The 14,982-nt window shown below is 63.3% G+C and carries 10 protein-coding genes; 6 read left to right on the top strand and 4 right to left on the bottom strand.

Annotated features, from left to right (window positions below):
- Nucleotides 1-157: 157 nt before the first annotated feature.
- Complete coding sequence (locus AC1DXN_RS06960; RefSeq protein ID WP_477269469.1) at nucleotides 158-937, bottom strand: SDR family oxidoreductase; 780 nt, start codon at nucleotides 935-937, stop codon at nucleotides 158-160.
- Between the two features lie 152 nt (nucleotides 938-1,089).
- Between AC1DXN_RS06960 and AC1DXN_RS06955 the strand changes: the two genes are divergently transcribed.
- The gene (locus AC1DXN_RS06955) at nucleotides 1,090-1,872 is read left to right on the top strand and encodes a UDP-2,3-diacylglucosamine diphosphatase (protein WP_477243122.1); all 783 of its coding nucleotides are present in this window, start codon (nucleotides 1,090-1,092) and stop codon (nucleotides 1,870-1,872) included.
- A 127-nt stretch (nucleotides 1,873-1,999) separates the two neighbouring features.
- Nucleotides 2,000-3,214, top strand: coding sequence for an MFS transporter (locus tag AC1DXN_RS06950; RefSeq protein WP_477243001.1), 1,215 nt, complete (start codon nucleotides 2,000-2,002; stop codon nucleotides 3,212-3,214).
- Here AC1DXN_RS06950 and dgcA read toward each other — a convergent pair.
- Complete coding sequence (gene dgcA / locus AC1DXN_RS06945) at nucleotides 3,185-4,168, bottom strand: N-acetyl-D-Glu racemase DgcA (RefSeq protein WP_477269471.1); 984 nt, start codon at nucleotides 4,166-4,168, stop codon at nucleotides 3,185-3,187. The two genes, AC1DXN_RS06950 and dgcA, sit on opposite strands and share 30 nt — an antisense overlap.
- Before the next feature lie 76 nt (nucleotides 4,169-4,244).
- Here dgcA and AC1DXN_RS06940 point away from each other — a divergent pair, with 76 nt between their 5' ends.
- The 4 genes from AC1DXN_RS06940 to AC1DXN_RS06925 all read left to right on the top strand — a co-directional run bounded on the left by AC1DXN_RS06940 (nucleotide 4,245) and on the right by AC1DXN_RS06925 (nucleotide 8,331).
- Entirely contained in the window at nucleotides 4,245-5,432 is a 1,188-nt protein-coding gene (locus AC1DXN_RS06940; protein ID WP_477243003.1) for an MlaE family ABC transporter permease, read from the top strand.
- Between the two features lies 1 nt (nucleotide 5,433).
- Nucleotides 5,434-6,255: an ABC transporter ATP-binding protein gene (locus tag AC1DXN_RS06935; protein WP_477269473.1), complete on the top strand. Its 822-nt coding sequence runs from the start codon at nucleotides 5,434-5,436 to the stop codon at nucleotides 6,253-6,255.
- Between the two features lie 14 nt (nucleotides 6,256-6,269).
- Nucleotides 6,270-7,643, top strand: a complete 1,374-nt coding sequence (locus AC1DXN_RS06930) for an MlaD family protein (RefSeq protein ID WP_477269474.1) — start codon at nucleotides 6,270-6,272, stop codon at nucleotides 7,641-7,643.
- 100 nt (nucleotides 7,644-7,743) lie between these two features.
- The gene (locus AC1DXN_RS06925) at nucleotides 7,744-8,331 is read left to right on the top strand and encodes an ABC-type transport auxiliary lipoprotein family protein (RefSeq protein ID WP_477269997.1); all 588 of its coding nucleotides are present in this window, start codon (nucleotides 7,744-7,746) and stop codon (nucleotides 8,329-8,331) included.
- Between the two features lie 32 nt (nucleotides 8,332-8,363).
- On the opposite strand, the gene AC1DXN_RS06920 is transcribed toward AC1DXN_RS06925, so the two are convergent.
- Together AC1DXN_RS06920 and AC1DXN_RS06915 are read right to left on the bottom strand one after the other, a co-directional pair.
- The gene (locus AC1DXN_RS06920) at nucleotides 8,364-8,735 is read right to left on the bottom strand and encodes an Imm1 family immunity protein (protein WP_477269476.1); all 372 of its coding nucleotides are present in this window, start codon (nucleotides 8,733-8,735) and stop codon (nucleotides 8,364-8,366) included.
- Nucleotides 8,736-8,853: 118 nt separating this feature from the next.
- On the bottom strand, nucleotides 8,854-14,865 hold the full coding sequence (locus tag AC1DXN_RS06915; protein WP_477269478.1) for a coiled-coil domain-containing protein: 6,012 nt from the start codon (nucleotides 14,863-14,865) through the stop codon (nucleotides 8,854-8,856).
- Between the last annotated feature and the right edge of the window lie 117 nt (nucleotides 14,866-14,982).

Genomic DNA, 14,982 nt, shown 5'->3' with positions numbered 1-14,982 from the left:
TCCTGCTTTGAAGCCTTTTAGCATGCGGCAGCGGTTTTTCGCGACGCCAAATGACGCATTCGCCGAATAGACCGGCGAAGCGTCAAAAATCAAGTTATCTCAGATGCTTGTGCTGAAATCCTGTCGAATGGATCAGGTCGCGCTCCGGGCCGCGCGATCAGAACGCGCTGACGTAGAGGCCGCCGTCGACCGGTATGTTCTGACCGGTGAGATAACCGGCATGGACCGAGCACAGGAAGGCGCAGATCTGGCCGAATTCCTCCGGCGTGCCGAGCCGCTTGGCCGGGACGTCGGCGCTGATGCGGGTCTTACGCGCCGCAGCGGCTGCCGGATCTTCCACGGTACCGGCCTCGTGCGGGCCGCGCAGCCGGTCGGTGTCGAGCTTGCCCGGCAGCATGCTGTTGATGGTCACGTTGCGGTCGACTACCGTGCGCGCCACGCCGGCCAGGAACGAGGTCAGCCCGGCGCGCGCGCCGGACGAAAGATCAAGCCCTGGGATCGGCACGTAGACCGACAGTGAGGTGATGTTGACGATGCGGCCAAAGCCGCGCGCCGCCATGCCATCGATCACGGCTTGCACCAGCTCGATCGGCGTCACCATGTTCTGGGTCACGCCTTCGAGGATCTTTTCGCGATCGAGCGTGCGGAAATCGCGCAGCGGCGGACCGCCATTGTTGTTGACCAGGATATCGGGATCGGGGCAGGCGGCAAGCAGCGCCTTCTGCACCTCCGGCTTCGAGACGTCGCCGACGATCTCAGTCACCTTGACGCCGAATCTTTCGCGCAGCTCCGCTGCAGTTCTGGCCAGCAGCTCGGCATTGCGCCCGTTGACGACCAAGTCGCAGCCGGCCTCGGCCAGCGCCATGGCGCAACCGCGCCCCAGCCCTTTGCTCGAAGCGCAGACAATGGCCTTCTTGCCGCGAATGCCGAGATCCATGACGAAATCCTCCAATTGATCGGCGGCAAGCTAGTCCTTTGGCTGGACCAATCGCAACCGTCATACGGTTGTTGCATGAATCGGGGCATAGCCTGCGCGAAAGCAACGGTGACAATCTGATGTCTGGCGAAGAGCCCCGCACTTTCCGCAGCATGTTCATCTCCGATATCCATCTTGGATCGAAGGCGGCCAAGGCCGAGTTCCTGATCGATTTCCTGCGTTACCACGACGCCGATATCATCTATCTCGTCGGCGACATCGTCGACGGCTGGCGCCTGAGACGCAGCTGGCACTGGCCGCAGAGCCACAATGACGTSGTSCAGAAACTGCTGCGCAAGGCGCGCAAGGGCACCAGCATCACTTACATCGCCGGCAATCACGACGAGTTCGCCCGCCAGTTCCAGGGCGTGCATTTCGGCGGCATCGTCGTTGCCGATCGCGCCATCCACGAAACCGCCGACGGCAGGCGACTGCTGGTCATCCATGGCGACCAGTTCGACACTGTCGTCCACAATGCGCGCTGGCTCGCCTATCTCGGAGACTACGCCTATGACGCGGCCATGCTGGTCAACCGGGTGGTGACGCGGCTTCGCCAGCTGCTGGGCCTGCCCTACTGGTCGTTTTCGTCCTGGGCCAAGGTCAACGTCAAGAAGGCGGTGAACTTCATCGGCTCGTTCCAGACCATGCTGACCGAGGAAGCGCGCCGATCGCATGTCGACGGCGTCATTTGCGGCCATATCCATCACGCCGCGATCGAAGACTACGAGGATGTGCAATACATCAACACCGGTGACTGGGTGGAAAGCTGCACGGCCGTGGTCGAGCATTTTGACGGCCGGATGGAAATCCTGCACTGGGCGCAGGTCCTGCCTGAAGCTCCGGATGAACCGTTCATCCCGATGCTCATCGACGACAGGGTGGTCGAGGCCGCCTGACGCGAAACGCGTTGCGGATTTCGGCGCCAATCGGTTGGTCCAGCCGGTTTCGTCCTGATTTCCTCCGTGTTAAGGGGTCTGTACGTTGCTGACCGGCCGGTCGAATGCGGCGTAATTGGATCGATTCATGTCGCTGCCGCCGCTCTCGCCCGAACAGCTCGTCAAACCACGCCGTTTCGAACTGCGCATGAGCCTGATCTTCGCGACACTTTTCGTGTCGCTGGGGACGCATCTGCCCTATTTCCCGCTCTGGCTGCAGGCGAAGGGTTTCCATGCCGGGCAGATCGCCGTCATTCTCGCCGCGCCGATGTTTCTGCGCGTGGTGACGACGCCGTTGCTGACCTCGCTGGCCGACCGGGCCAGGGACCGCGCCAATGTCTACATCGCGCTGGTGCTTGCGACGCTGGTGCTTTCCGCTGGTTATTTTCTCCCCGCCACCTACGCCATGGTGCTCGCCGTATCGCTGGCGCTGACCATCGTCTGGACGCCGCACTCGCCGATTGCCGATTCGCTGGCGCTGTCGGGCGTGCGCCGCTTCGGCTCGAACTACACCTCGATGCGCAAATGGGGATCGATCTCCTATCTGTGCGCCAACGTTGCCGGCGGCTTCATCCTGGCGGCAACCGGGCCGCAAGCCGTTCCGGTGATCATCTTCGTGGCGCTCAGTGCACAACTTGGCGCCGGCCTGCTGGCGCCGCGCCTTGGCCGGCCCCGCCGCGCGTCGCCGCTTTCGGCCACCGATATCCAGCAATCGGCGCCAAAGCTGCTCAACCCATATTTCCTGTATTTCTCCATCGGTGTCGGCACCATCACAGCCAGCCATGCGTTTCTCTACGGCTTTGTCTCGATCTACTGGAAATCGATCGGCATCAGCGATTCGGTCGTCGGACTGCTATGGGCCTGGGGCGTGGTGTCCGAGGTCTGCATGTTCGTGATCTTCACCCGCGTTTTCGGGTCGTTCTCCGTCGTTTCGATCATGGCCATCGCCGGCATCGGCTCGGTCGTGCGCTGGGTCGCCTTTCCGTTGATCTGGCCGCTCGGCCTGGGCATTCCAGGGTTTTTCGGCGTTCAGACCCTGCACGCGGTTTCGGTGGCGATGGTGCTGATCGGCCTGCAGAAAATGATCGGCGAGACGGTTTCCGAAGAGCGCACCGGAGCCGCGCAAGGCATCGCCTACTTCTCCAACGGCTTCTTCATGGCAGTGGCGACGCTGGCGTCGGGTCCGCTCTACGACCGCTTCGGCGTCGATGGCTTCTTTGCCATGATCCCGATCGCCTTGATTGGACTGACGCTGATCGGCTTTGCCGCGCGCTCAGCCCCACAGCGCCGTATCGGGCGGTGATACCATCGATCCGCGGTAGACAAGACCGGGATCGCGGTCGCGGGCAAGCAGCAGCGGACCGTCGAGATCGACGAAGTCGGCATCCTGCGCCAGCAGCACGGCCGGCGCCATCGCCAGCGATGTCCCGACCATGCAGCCGACCATTACGCCGAAACCCAGCTCACGGGCGCGATCGCGAAGCATGAGTGCTGCGGTCAGCCCGCCCGATTTGTCGAGCTTGATGTTGACGGCATCGTAAAGGCCGACAAGTGCTGCGAGGTTTTCTGCCTCATGCACGCTTTCATCGGCGCAGATCGGCACCGGGTGCGCGATGTGGCGCAAGATGCCGTCCCGGCCAGCCGGCAGCGGCTGTTCGATCAGCGCAATGTTCAGCTCGGCGGCAAATGCGAGGTTTGCGACGATACTGTCGTCGGTCCAGCCCTCATTGGCGTCGAGGATGATGCGGCTGGCCGGTGCAGCGTCCCGGACCGCGCGGATACGGGCGACATCATTGTCGCCGCCGATCTTGACCTTGAGCAGCGGCCGCGCCGCATTGGCGCGGGCCTGTGCCGCCATCGCTTCGGGTTCGCCGAGCGACAGCGTGTAGGCCGTTTCAAGCGCCCGCAATGGCTCGCTGCAGATGCTTGCGGCCACCGTCTTGCCGCTGATCTTCGCCTCCAGGTCCCATAGCGCGCAGTCGATGGCGTTGCGCGCCGCACCGGCCGGCATCGCGCTGAGCAGGGCGGTGCGGCTGATGCCGTCCGCAATCGGCTTGCGCATGGCCTCGATCGCGTCGCGCACGCCCTCCATGCTCTCGCCATAGCGCTTGTAGGGAACGCATTCGCCGCGACCGCGTTGGGCGCCGTCGCCGATCGTGCAGGTGATGACCTCGGCCTCGGTCTTCGAACCGCGTGAGATGGTGAAGGTTCCGGCGATGGGAAAACGCTCGGCCTCAACCGAAATGACACGCGCCATATTTTTCTGCTCCGGCCGTGCGACAAGCGTCGTCGGCAAATCGACAGGTCAGACCCGTCAGGCTAAACAGGACGCCATGTTGACCATCGGCAAACGCGACGCAAGCGGCACGACCGCCAAGGAGGCTGACCGAGAGCCGCGTGTCGCGGTTGGCGAAGAGGGCAATATTCTCGGCTGCGCTTTCTCCGGTATCTGGACAACGCGCACCGTTGCGCTGGTCGACGCCGAAATGCGCAAAATCGAGAAACGAAACAATTTCAAGATTTTGGCGCTCGACCTTTCCAAGATCGAGAAGATTGATACCGCCGGCGCCTGGCTCATCGACCGTCTGGTCAGCGCCTTCGAGAAGAAGGGCGTCGAGGTCAAGATGCAGGGGCAAAGCGAGATAGCCTCGATCCTGCTCGGCGCTGTCGGCGAAGCTGTCCGGCGCGAGTCCGAATCGAGCCGCGTTCGGCCGCCCAACATCGTCATTCGCGGGCTGGAGGCGGTCGGGCGCCGCGTCTATGAGATGCGCGACGATTTCCTTGCCTCGATGAACATTCTCGGCGCCACCATCGGCGGCGCGCAGATGAAGCTGGGGCGCGGCCATGCCATCAACCCGGCGGCGATCTTCAATCAGATCGATCGCATGGGTGTCGGTGCCATTCCGGTGGTTGTGCTGATGTCGGCGATCGTCGGCGCAATCGTTGCCCAGCAAGGCGCCTACCAGCTCAACTATTTCGGCGCCAACATCTTCGTCGTCGACCTGGTCGGCGTGCTGATCCTGCGCGAACTTGGCGTGCTGATGACCGCCATCATGATCGCCGGCCGCTCCGGCAGCGCCATCACTGCCGAAATCGGCTCGATGAAGATGCGCGAGGAAGTCGATGCGCTGAAGGTCATCGGCCTCAATCCGATCGGCGTGCTGGTCTTTCCGCGCCTGGTCGCGCTGGTGATCGCGCTGCCCTGCCTGACCATCATCGCCAATTTCGCAGCCCTTGGCGGCGGCATCCTCGCCGCCTGGCTTTATTCGGGCATTGCGCCATCCGCTTTCATTGACCGGCTGCGCGGCGCGATCGATATCAGCACCATCTTCGCCGGCCTGATCAAGGCGCCGTTCATGGCCATGATCATCGGCACCATTGCTTCCGTGGAAGGCATGAAAGTCGGCGGCAGCGCCGAATCGCTGGGGTTGCACGTCACCGCCTCGGTGGTGAAGTCGATCTTCGTCGTCATCATCCTCGATGGGCTCTTCGCCATCTTCTACGCGGCGATCGAGTTCTGACATGATGTTGCGAAAGAAGAGAAGGGCGAGTGCACTGGCCGTCGATGCAGGCGAGGGTGACATCGTGCTTTCCGCGCACGACGTCACCGTGGCCTTTGGCGACAAGATCATTCTCGACAAACTGTCGCTCGATATCAGGCGCGGCGAGATTCTCGGCTTCGTCGGCGCCTCGGGTGCCGGCAAGTCGGTTCTTTTGCGCACCATCCTTGGCCTGACAAGCAAACAGTCGGGAACGATCAAGCTGTTCGGCATCGATGTCGAAAAAATGAGCGATTTGGAGCGCCTTCGCATCGACATGCGCCTTGGCGTTCTTTTCCAGCATGGCGCGTTGTTTTCCGCACTGACGGTGCTCGAGAACGTTCAGGTGCCGATGCGCGAATATCTCGATTTGCCGAGAAAACTTATGGATGAGCTGGCGATGCTCAAGGTCGAACTGGTCGGGCTGCCGCCGGACGCGGCGCAGAAATTCCCCTCCGAGCTTTCCGGCGGCATGATCAAACGTGCGGCCCTGGCGCGCGCCCTGGCGCTCGATCCGGACATCGTCTTCCTCGACGAGCCGACTTCCGGTCTCGATCCGATCAGCGCGGCGGAGTTCGACGAACTGGTGGTCAAGCTGCGCGACACGATGGATTTGACTGTCTACATGGTCACGCATGATCTCGACACGCTGTTCACTGCTTGCGACCACGTAGCGGTGCTCGGCAACAAGAAAGTGCTGGTTGAAGGCACGATCGACGACATGCTGAAGAGCGAGGAACCGTGGGTAAAATCCTATTTCCGCGGAAAACGCGCCCGGCAACTTGATCTTGCCGCGCGCGCATAGCCATAAGTGAAGCAATGGAAACCCGAGCCAACTACGTCATTGTCGGCATCTTCACCCTGGCTGCGATCCTGGCGGCCTTCGCCTTCGTCTATTGGACCGCCCAGATCGGCGACAAGGGCGAGACGACGTTGTTGCGGGTGCGTATTCAGGGTTCGGCTTCCGGCCTCGGCCCCGGCAGTCTGGTGCTGTTCAACGGCGTCAAGGTCGGTGTGGTCAAGCGCGTCTATTTCGACCCCAAGGATCCGAATGCCGCCATCGCCAACACCGAGATCGACAAGACGACGCCGATCACCAAATCGACGCAGGCCGATATCGGCATCGCCAGCCTTGCCGGTCAGGTCAACATCGAACTCAAGGGCGCCGATCCCAAGGAGCCGAGGCTGCTCGAGCAAGCGGAAAAGGAAGGCAGGACCGCCGAGATCGTCGCCAACCCGTCCGCCGTCAACAATCTCCTGCAGACGGCGCAGAACATCTTCACCCGTGCCGACAAGGTGCTTTCCGATCTCGAAGGTTTCACCAAGGATGTTCGCGGACCACTGACCCAGACCGTCAAGAACGCCCAGACCTTCTCCGATGCGCTGGCCAAGAATGCCGATGGTATCGACAAGTTCCTGTCGAGTGTCAGCGCGCTGGCCGACGAATTGAAGGGGGTTTCCGGCAAGCTCGACGGCACGCTGAAGGCCGCGGAAGGCTTGCTCAATGCCGTCGACAAGGACCAGATCAAGAGCATCGTCGCCAATGTGAACACCGTAACCGCCAATCTGAAGGAGACCAGCGGACAGCTCGACGGCGTGATCAAGAACGTCGACACGGCGGTCGGGTCGGTCAATGATTTCGCCAAGCAGACGCAAGGCACGCTGGCCAAGGTCGACGGCGTTCTCGACGGCATCGATCCGGCGCAGGTCCGCACGGCGCTCGCCAACATCCAGACGGCCAGCGATAGCGCCAATAAGGCCGCTGCCGACATTGCGAAGGTGACCGGCAAGTTCGCCGACCGGGCCGACGATATCGACGAGACGATCAAAGATGCCAAGCAGCTGGCGCAGCGTCTCAACGACGCCTCGGTGCGCGTCGATGGCATCCTTGCCAGGGTCGATACGCTGTTGGGCTCCGGCCAGGCGGATGGCGTGATGGCGGATGCCAGGGACACGCTGAAGTCGTTCAAGCAGGTCGCCGACACGCTGAACGCTCGCCTTGGCGTCATCACCGACAATCTGGCGCGGTTCTCCGGCCAGGGGCTCTCAAATGTCGAGGCGCTGGTCCAGGACAGCCGTCGTTCGATCAGCCGCATCGAAGAGGCGGTAACCGACCTCAGCCGCAATCCGCAGCGGATTCTTTCCGGTGGCGACGGTGAGGTTCGGCAATATGACGGCAGGGTGCGGCGTTGACTTCGGCCTCCGCTCGCCCCAAGAACATGAGCTGCGAGTGCGGGTTGATCTTACGATCCGGGGACAACGGGGATCGCGCGTGAAGTCGGTGTCGGTGAGAATGGGCGGGTTGACGTCGGCTGCGGCCCTGCTTGCATTGACGCTTGCCGGTTGCGCGGCGCTGGGCGGCAAGCCTGCCCCGCTGGATACGTTTGAGCTTTCGGCGCCGTCGCTCGATGCGCGCGGCCACAGCCGTCGCCAGATACTCATCGCCCAGCCGTCGGCGCTCAAGGCGCTGGACAGCCAGAACATCGTCATCAAGCCATCCGATCGCTCGATCCAGTATCTCAAGGGTGCGCAATGGGCCGACCGGCTGCCACTGATCGTGCAGGCGCGGCTGGCCGAGACGTTTCAGCGCTCGGGCAGCTTTGCCGGCGTCGGCAAGCCCGGCGAGGGGCTGGCCATCGACTATCAGGTGATCGTCGAGATCCGTTCCTTCGAAGTCCGCGTCGACGGTGGCGACCACGCCGAGGTCGACCTGTTCGTGCGCATATTGAACGACCGCAACGGCGAGGTCCGCGCCTCGAAGAGTTTTACCGCCAGCGCCCCTGTTTCGGGCAGCGGCAACCCGGCCTATGTCGCCGCACTCGACAGTGCCTTCGGCGATGCGGCCAAGCAGATTGTGCGCTGGACGGATTCGCTGATCTGAGCAGCCTGACGATCGGTTGCCCGGATAGTTCCTCAAGTGTCCTGCCAAGCCACCAAGTCGTATCGGGCACCTTCGTTGCGAAAGAAGTGCGCGATCGCCTTGTAACATTGGTCGATCGGGATGCACCACGAGAGCGGATACACGTCGATCTGACCGTTCGCGAGGGTGTAGACGCAGGTCCCATCCCCACGGTGGGCACCAAGTGTCACCGAGCCGCTATCGCCTTCGTAGCGCAGATACATCAGCCAGGCTTTGCGGCCATTTCGCAGCATGGAAATGGATTGGCCACCGGGGGCTGAAATCCAAAGCTCAAACAGCGGCTCCAGATCGAATCGGCTCAAGGCAGAAGCAAACTCTTCGAAGCCTTCGTATGACTGAGAGATTCCGTTGAGTGTGACTTCCACCGGGTCAGCCTGTCGCTGAAAGTGGTGGCAATGCGGTCACCACCATCGGAGCTTGCAAGGAGCAAGCGTTGCCGTGTCCACTGCGGAAGACCGGGGGTCTCCCGCATGCGGATCGGAGCTAGTGCAACCGGCCGCTGGCATGCGCCAGCATGGTGTAGACCTTGCCGGTGTCTGACGTCAGGTAGGTCTGCGCCATGATGTTGTCGCGGTCGTTGCGCGACACGTCCTTGAGCAGCTTCTCGAAATCGTCGCAGTAGCGGTCGACGGCGGCGCGGAACTCGGCCTCTGACTGATACTTGCGGCGGATCTCGTCAAACGTCTGCTGGCCCTTCAGCGTGTAGAGCCGCCGCGTGAACACGTCACGCTCGCCGCGTCGGTAGCGGTTCCACAGCTCGATTGAGGCGTCGTGATCGATGGCCCGCGCAATGTCGACGGACAGCGAGTTGAGCGACTCCATGACGTGCAGCGGCGAGCGCTGGGCGGGAGCCGAGCGAGGTGCTTCCGCCGGTGCGACGGGTCTGGCGTCTTCCTCGCGCGAAGCCCCGGTCAGCAGATCGCGCACCCAGCCGCCTTGCGGCGTACGGGCGTTTTGATCGCGCTGGCGCTGGGCCGTCTCGGTCGGGCGTTCAAGATCGAGCGTGCCGCGCAGTGCGGTGCCGCCCAACGGCGCCTGCGGGGCCAGACGCTCCGCCTGCGGCTGCGGCGGCGCCGGGGGACGGCGCTGCGGCTCGGCCGGACGCTGAACAGGCGCTTGCGGTGCCGGACGCAGGTTGCGCTGCTCGGAATTGTCGCTTCCGCGGCCCGATTTCGCAACGATATCCGACAGTTCCTTCAGCGCGTTGATCTGTTCGGCGACGGCGCGACGGATGGCAGAGGTCGATTCCTTGGCCTCTTCCGGCATCTCGATGACGCCCTTCTTGAGTTCGGCGCGGGTGAGGTCGAGCTCACTCTTGATCGAGCCGGCCGTGCGCCGGATCTCCTCGGTGGCTTCGGCGAAGCGCGTTGTCGCCGAATCGACGACCTCGGAAATAGCGGTCCGAATCTTTTCCGCCGATTCCATGGTTCTGCCTTCGGCGTTCTGCATCGTCTGGCCGACCAGGCTCTCGAACGAACGCATGACCTTTTCGAGATCCTCCGACTTCTTGACCAGGCCGACGGCGAGGTCCTCGAGCGACGACTGCCGCTCGAGCGTATGTTCGAGGTTGCTCTGCGCCGAACTCAACAGGTCCGAAGCGCTGGACAGCAAGCGGCTGTGCTCGTCGAACTTGGTGGCGATAGAGGCGACCTCGCGCAAGGTGGACGACGACAGTTCGGTAAGCCGTGTCGTGTTGGAATCGACCAGGCGCGCCGAGCTGGCAAAAGTCTGCGCGGCCTTTTCCGTCGTTGCGGCAAAGCTCTGTGTGCTGCCGCTCAGGCGTTCGTCGACCTGGCCCAGATTGACCGCGGCCTGCTCGATGAGCTGACCGAGCTGCGAGCTGGAGGTGGACATGCGGCCGATGAGATCGGCGACACTGTCGGAGAGCGACGAGCGCGCGCCTTCGACCGCCGACAAGGTTTCGGCCGTGCGGCTGGCGAGCGCGTTGACGAGGGCGGCGTTTTCGCTGCGCAGCTTCTCGGTCGCACGTTCGGTGACCTCTTCCATGCTCTTTTGCAATTCCGAGCCGCCCTGGGCAAAACGTTCGACCAGCGGCCGCGCCGTTTCGTCGAGGATTTTGGCCATCTCGGCGGAACGCGACGCGAGCATGGTGTTGAGCTCGCGGGTGTTGGCGCCGATGGTCTTGGCGGCATCGTTGGTGCTCTGGCCGATATGCTGGCCGACCGCGGTGAAGGTTTCCGCGATCACATTGGCGCGCGAAACCAGCTGAGCCTCGGCGCTCGACACCTGCTCGTTGAGCCTCTGGCCCATCGTCTCGGCGGTGTAGGCGAGGCGGTTTTCGACGCCGGCGATCTGCTCCTCGACACGGGCAGCCGCAGCCGCGGCGCTCGAGGCAAGGCGCTCGTCGGCGCCGGCAAGCGCCTGCTCGATTTCGCGGGCGTGGACGGCCAGTTCCTGACCGGTCTGGCGTGCACGGTCGGCAACCCTCTGCTCGGTGCTGGCAAAGGCGCCGACAATGGTCTCGGCGTGCCCACCGATCGCGCTGCTGCTGTCGGCGATGCGCGACACCAGGCGATGGTCCGCATCGTCGAAGATGCGGGCGATTTCGGATGCACGCGACGACAGCGCTTCCGAACCTTCGGCGATACGCGAGAGCAGGTGCTGGTCGGCGGCATCGAAGATGCGGCCGAGATCCGATGCGCGTGACGCCAGCGCCTCGGCCGATTCGCCGATGCGCATGCTCAGCCGCTGGTCGGCGCCTTCGAAATTGCGCAGGATGTCGCCGGCGCGTGCTGCCAGCGACTGCGCCGTCTCGACGGCGCGGGCAACCAGCTTCTGGTCCGCCGCGTCGAAGGTGCCGGCGATCTCGCCGGCGCGGGCGGCCAACTGCTCGGCCGTCGCCTCGGCGCGAGCCAGCAACGTGTTGTGCGTGTCGTCATGCCGGGCAAGCAGCGCGCTCGACGTATCCTCGGCCCGCGCGATCAAGGCACTCGACGTGTCTTCTGCACGTGCATGCAGGCGGCGATCGGCCTCCTCGAAGGTACGGGCGATATCCTCGGCCCTGGCCAGCAGGGCCGCCGAAGTCTGCTCGGCGCGTTCGGCGATCTTGCGGTCGGCATCGCTGAAGGCCGCACCCGCCTGCTCGTGCAGCGCGCTGGTGACTTCCATGACCTTCTCGCGCAAGGCGCCGGCAACGAAGACGGCGCTTTTCTCAAGCACGGCGCGGACATTGTCGACACCCACCGACAGTGCGCGCTCCATGGTTCCGGCGCGCTCTTCGATGATGCCGGTCTGCCGGCTGAATGCCTGCTCGATCTTCTCGACATCCGCGGCGATTGCAGCGGAAATATCGGTGCTCCTGGAAGCAATCTGGTCGATATGGCCGGACAGCGAGCGGTCGACGTCCTTGCGCGTATCGGTCAGCTTTACGAGATCGTCTTCCAGCGCACGGGTCAGCATGTTGCGGCCTTCGGCCAGCTTGCCGACGTGCCCGGCGATGATGTCGTCGACCTCGCTGCGGCTCGCCGCAAGCTTCTGCATATCGGCTTCGAGCGCGCGCCTGAGGATGTCGCGGCCCTCGGCCAGCTTTTCGACCTGGCCGGCGACCAGCCCGTCGATGCTGGAACGGCTCTCCGCCAGTTTGGCGAGATCGTCTTCGAGCGCCTTCGACAGGGTCGAGCGATCTTGGACGAGCCTTTCGCTGTGGCCTTGGAGGAGGCCGTTGACGTTTTCCAGATCGGCTTCCAGCACCCGTGCGAATTCCGAACGGTTTTCGGTCAGCTTCTGCGACTGGTCGGCGATGGTGCCCTTGATCATGTTCAGATCGGCTTCCAGCGCACGCCTGAGAATGTCGCGGCCTTCGGCCAGCTTTTCGACCTGGCCAGCGACCAGCCCGTCGATGCTGGAGCGGCTTTCCGCCAGCTTGGCGAGATCGTCTTCGAGCGCCTTCGACAGGGTCGAGCGATCCTGGGCAAGCCTGTTCATATGGTCGGAGACAATGCCGTTCACGCTCTGCAGGTCGGTTTCCAATGCGCGTGAAAGCTGGCTGCGATCCTCGGCCAGTTTTTCGGACTGGCTGGCGAGGGTGCTCTTGATTGTATTCAGATCGGCTTCGAGCGCGCGCTTGAGGATGTCGCGGCCCTCGGCCAGCTTCTCGACCTGGCCAGCGACCAGCCCGTCAATGCTCGACCGGCCTTCCGCCAATTTGGCAAGGTCGGCTTCGAGCGTCTGCGACAGCAGCGTGCGATCGTCGGCGAGCCTGGTCGAATGACCTTCGATCAGATTGCGTATGCCCGACAGATCGCTCTCCAGCGCTCTGCTGAGCTCGGTCCGGTCTTCGGCCAGTTTCGCCGAATGATTCTCGATCACGCCCTTGATGCCGATAATGTCGCTTTCCAGGGCCTTGGTCAGAATGGCGCGGCCTTCGGCGATCTTCTCGACCTGGCTCGCGACCAGACCGTCGACGCTGGCGCGGCTGTCGGCCAGCTTGCCGAGATCGGCCTCGAGCGCGCGCGAAAGAATGTTGCGGCCCTCGGCGAGTTTGCCAACATGCCCGGCAACCATTTCATCAATGATCGTACGGGCTTGCACCAGTTTTCCGGAGTCGTCGTTCAAGGCCTGGGACAGCCGGCTGCGGCCGTCTTCGAGCCGCTCGAGATGGCTGCCGAGTGAAGCGTCGATGGCGGCGCGCGACTCGTTGACCTTGCGCAGATCCTCTTCGAGAGCGCGCGAGATCAGGTTGCGGCCTTCGGCCAGCTTCTGAACCTGGTTGGTCACGGCGGCGTCGATGCCGGCGCGACCTTCGGCGAACTTCGCCAGATCGGCCTCCATCGCAGCCGCCATGCGGTCCCGGCTTTCGGAAAGCTTGCGGCTGTGGTCTTCGATCGCTTCCTCGATGCCGACGCGGGCATCGGAAAGCCGCTGGATGTCGGTGTCGAAGGAACGCGATACGACATGACGGGCCGCTTCCATGCGGCCGGCGAAATCGCTGGCGCGGGCTTCGAGCATCGACGAGGTGGACGAGACGATGTCGGCCATATCGGCGCCGATCTGGGTCTTGCCCTGATCGATCATCGCCGACAGCGTGTCCTTGCTCTCCGCGAAGGTGTGCGCGATCTCACGCGCGCGCTCGACCAATGTCTCGTTGATCTGGCGTGCGCGGGCTTCGAGAGCGGCATTGAGTTTCTGCGTGCCGGTGTCCAGCGCCTCGGCGCGGGTCTGGAATTCGCTGATCAGAGCCTGGCCGCGCTCGGCCAGCGTCCGTTCGATGCCGTTGAGGCTGGCTTCGAATTCGGAATTGAGCGTGCGCGCGGCACCGCCGAGCAGCGACACCATGCCGGTGGTGCGGTCGTCGAGCAGGTCGGTCAGCGATCGGGTGAGACCGTCGGTCGTGTCCGTCAGCTTGGCAATGCGGGTGTCGAGCAGGCTGGCGAAGGCTTCGCCGGACGTTGACAGCCGGTCGGTGATCGAATCGAGTCGGCCTTCGACCGAATCGAAGATCGACATCGAGCTTTCGTTGATCCTGTCGATCAGCGTGTCGCCGGAATTGGTGATCGTCATCGACAATTTGGTCGATGCGTTGAGGATCGAGTCACGAATGATGTCGCTGGCAGCGCCGATTTCATCCTTCAGCGTCTCGTGGGCGCCGGTGATCGAGGCGCGCACCCGCTCGGCGTGGGTGACAACGGCTTCGCGCTCGCTGCCGAGCCCGTCGACAAGCGAACGGATGCGGGATTCGTTCTCCGAATAGGAGCGTTCGATCTGGTTGACCTCGCTGTGGACCAGGGTTTCGAGCTCGACGGCACGCGCCAGCGTGCGTTCGATGCCTTCACCCATGGCCGCCACCTCGCGGCGAACGGCCTGCCCGACCATCATGACGCGGTCCTGGGCAAGGTTTTCCGGTTCGGCCAGGCGGAAGGCCACTTCGGTCATCGATTGTGCGGCAATGCGCATTTCTTGCGCGCGCCGGATCATCGCCGCGAAGGCCCAGAACAGGATGATAGGAATGATCGCCGCGACCGCCAGCCCGATCAGCTCGGGGCGGGCGAGAAACTGGTCAAGCGTGCGGATTTTCCAGATGCTGGGCCCGAACAAAAGATTGGCCAGGCCGCCGGCGCCCGCAATCCAGGCCAGCGAAACGAATGCCACGACCCAGTAGATCGTGTTCGAAGCGCGGCGATTGAGGGTATGCAGAAGCGACTTGTAGTCTTTTTGACGGTCGTCATTGGCTGGTGCGAAACCGGCCGGCTGGGAGCTGTTGCGGGTTTCCACAGGGCGCAACTCGGCCGGCTTGGCCTTGGCTGCGGGCTTTGCGTTCTGGCTCTGATTGGCAGGAGCGGCGGCGGGCTGCGGGCTGCGGCCTTCGCGCGCCAATTCGTCCGCGGCTTGCGATATCTGTGCTTCCAGGTCTTCCATCGAAGCGGCGATGTCGAGGTCGCCGGTGTCTCCGCTCAGATCGAGATCAAGTGCCTTTTCGAGTTCCCTGGCTACGTCGCTGTCGAGAGTTCTGGTCGTCGTTGTTGGTTTCTTCGCCATGCCTTCGCTACCCTGTACTAGCTGCCGCGGGACTTATGATTCTGGTTGTCTTATCCCATGCAGGAGGCTGAAAATGGACCCCTCGTATCGTAATGACACACAGGGGTAAAGAAAACC

The organism is Mesorhizobium sp. P2_H9 (assembly GCF_056403215.1).
The sequence above is the reverse complement of the archived record's forward strand: the minus strand, read 5'-3'. Positions and strand labels throughout refer to the sequence as shown.

Excerpts from the sequence above, each read along its gene's own strand:
- AC1DXN_RS06960 (WP_477269469.1), bottom strand. The coding sequence starts at position 937 with ATGGATCTCGGCATTCGCGGCAAGAAGGCCATTGTCTGCGCTTCGAGC.
- AC1DXN_RS06950 (WP_477243001.1), top strand. The coding sequence starts at position 2,000 with ATGTCGCTGCCGCCGCTCTCGCCCGAACAGCTCGTCAAACCACGCCGT.
- dgcA (WP_477269471.1), bottom strand. The coding sequence starts at position 4,168 with ATGGCGCGTGTCATTTCGGTTGAGGCCGAGCGTTTTCCCATCGCCGGA.
- AC1DXN_RS06940 (WP_477243003.1), top strand. The coding sequence starts at position 4,245 with ATGTTGACCATCGGCAAACGCGACGCAAGCGGCACGACCGCCAAGGAG.
- AC1DXN_RS06935 (WP_477269473.1), top strand. The coding sequence starts at position 5,434 with ATGATGTTGCGAAAGAAGAGAAGGGCGAGTGCACTGGCCGTCGATGCA.
- AC1DXN_RS06930 (WP_477269474.1), top strand. The coding sequence starts at position 6,270 with ATGGAAACCCGAGCCAACTACGTCATTGTCGGCATCTTCACCCTGGCT.
- AC1DXN_RS06925 (WP_477269997.1), top strand. The coding sequence starts at position 7,744 with ATGGGCGGGTTGACGTCGGCTGCGGCCCTGCTTGCATTGACGCTTGCC.
- AC1DXN_RS06915 (WP_477269478.1), bottom strand. The coding sequence starts at position 14,865 with ATGGCGAAGAAACCAACAACGACGACCAGAACTCTCGACAGCGACGTA.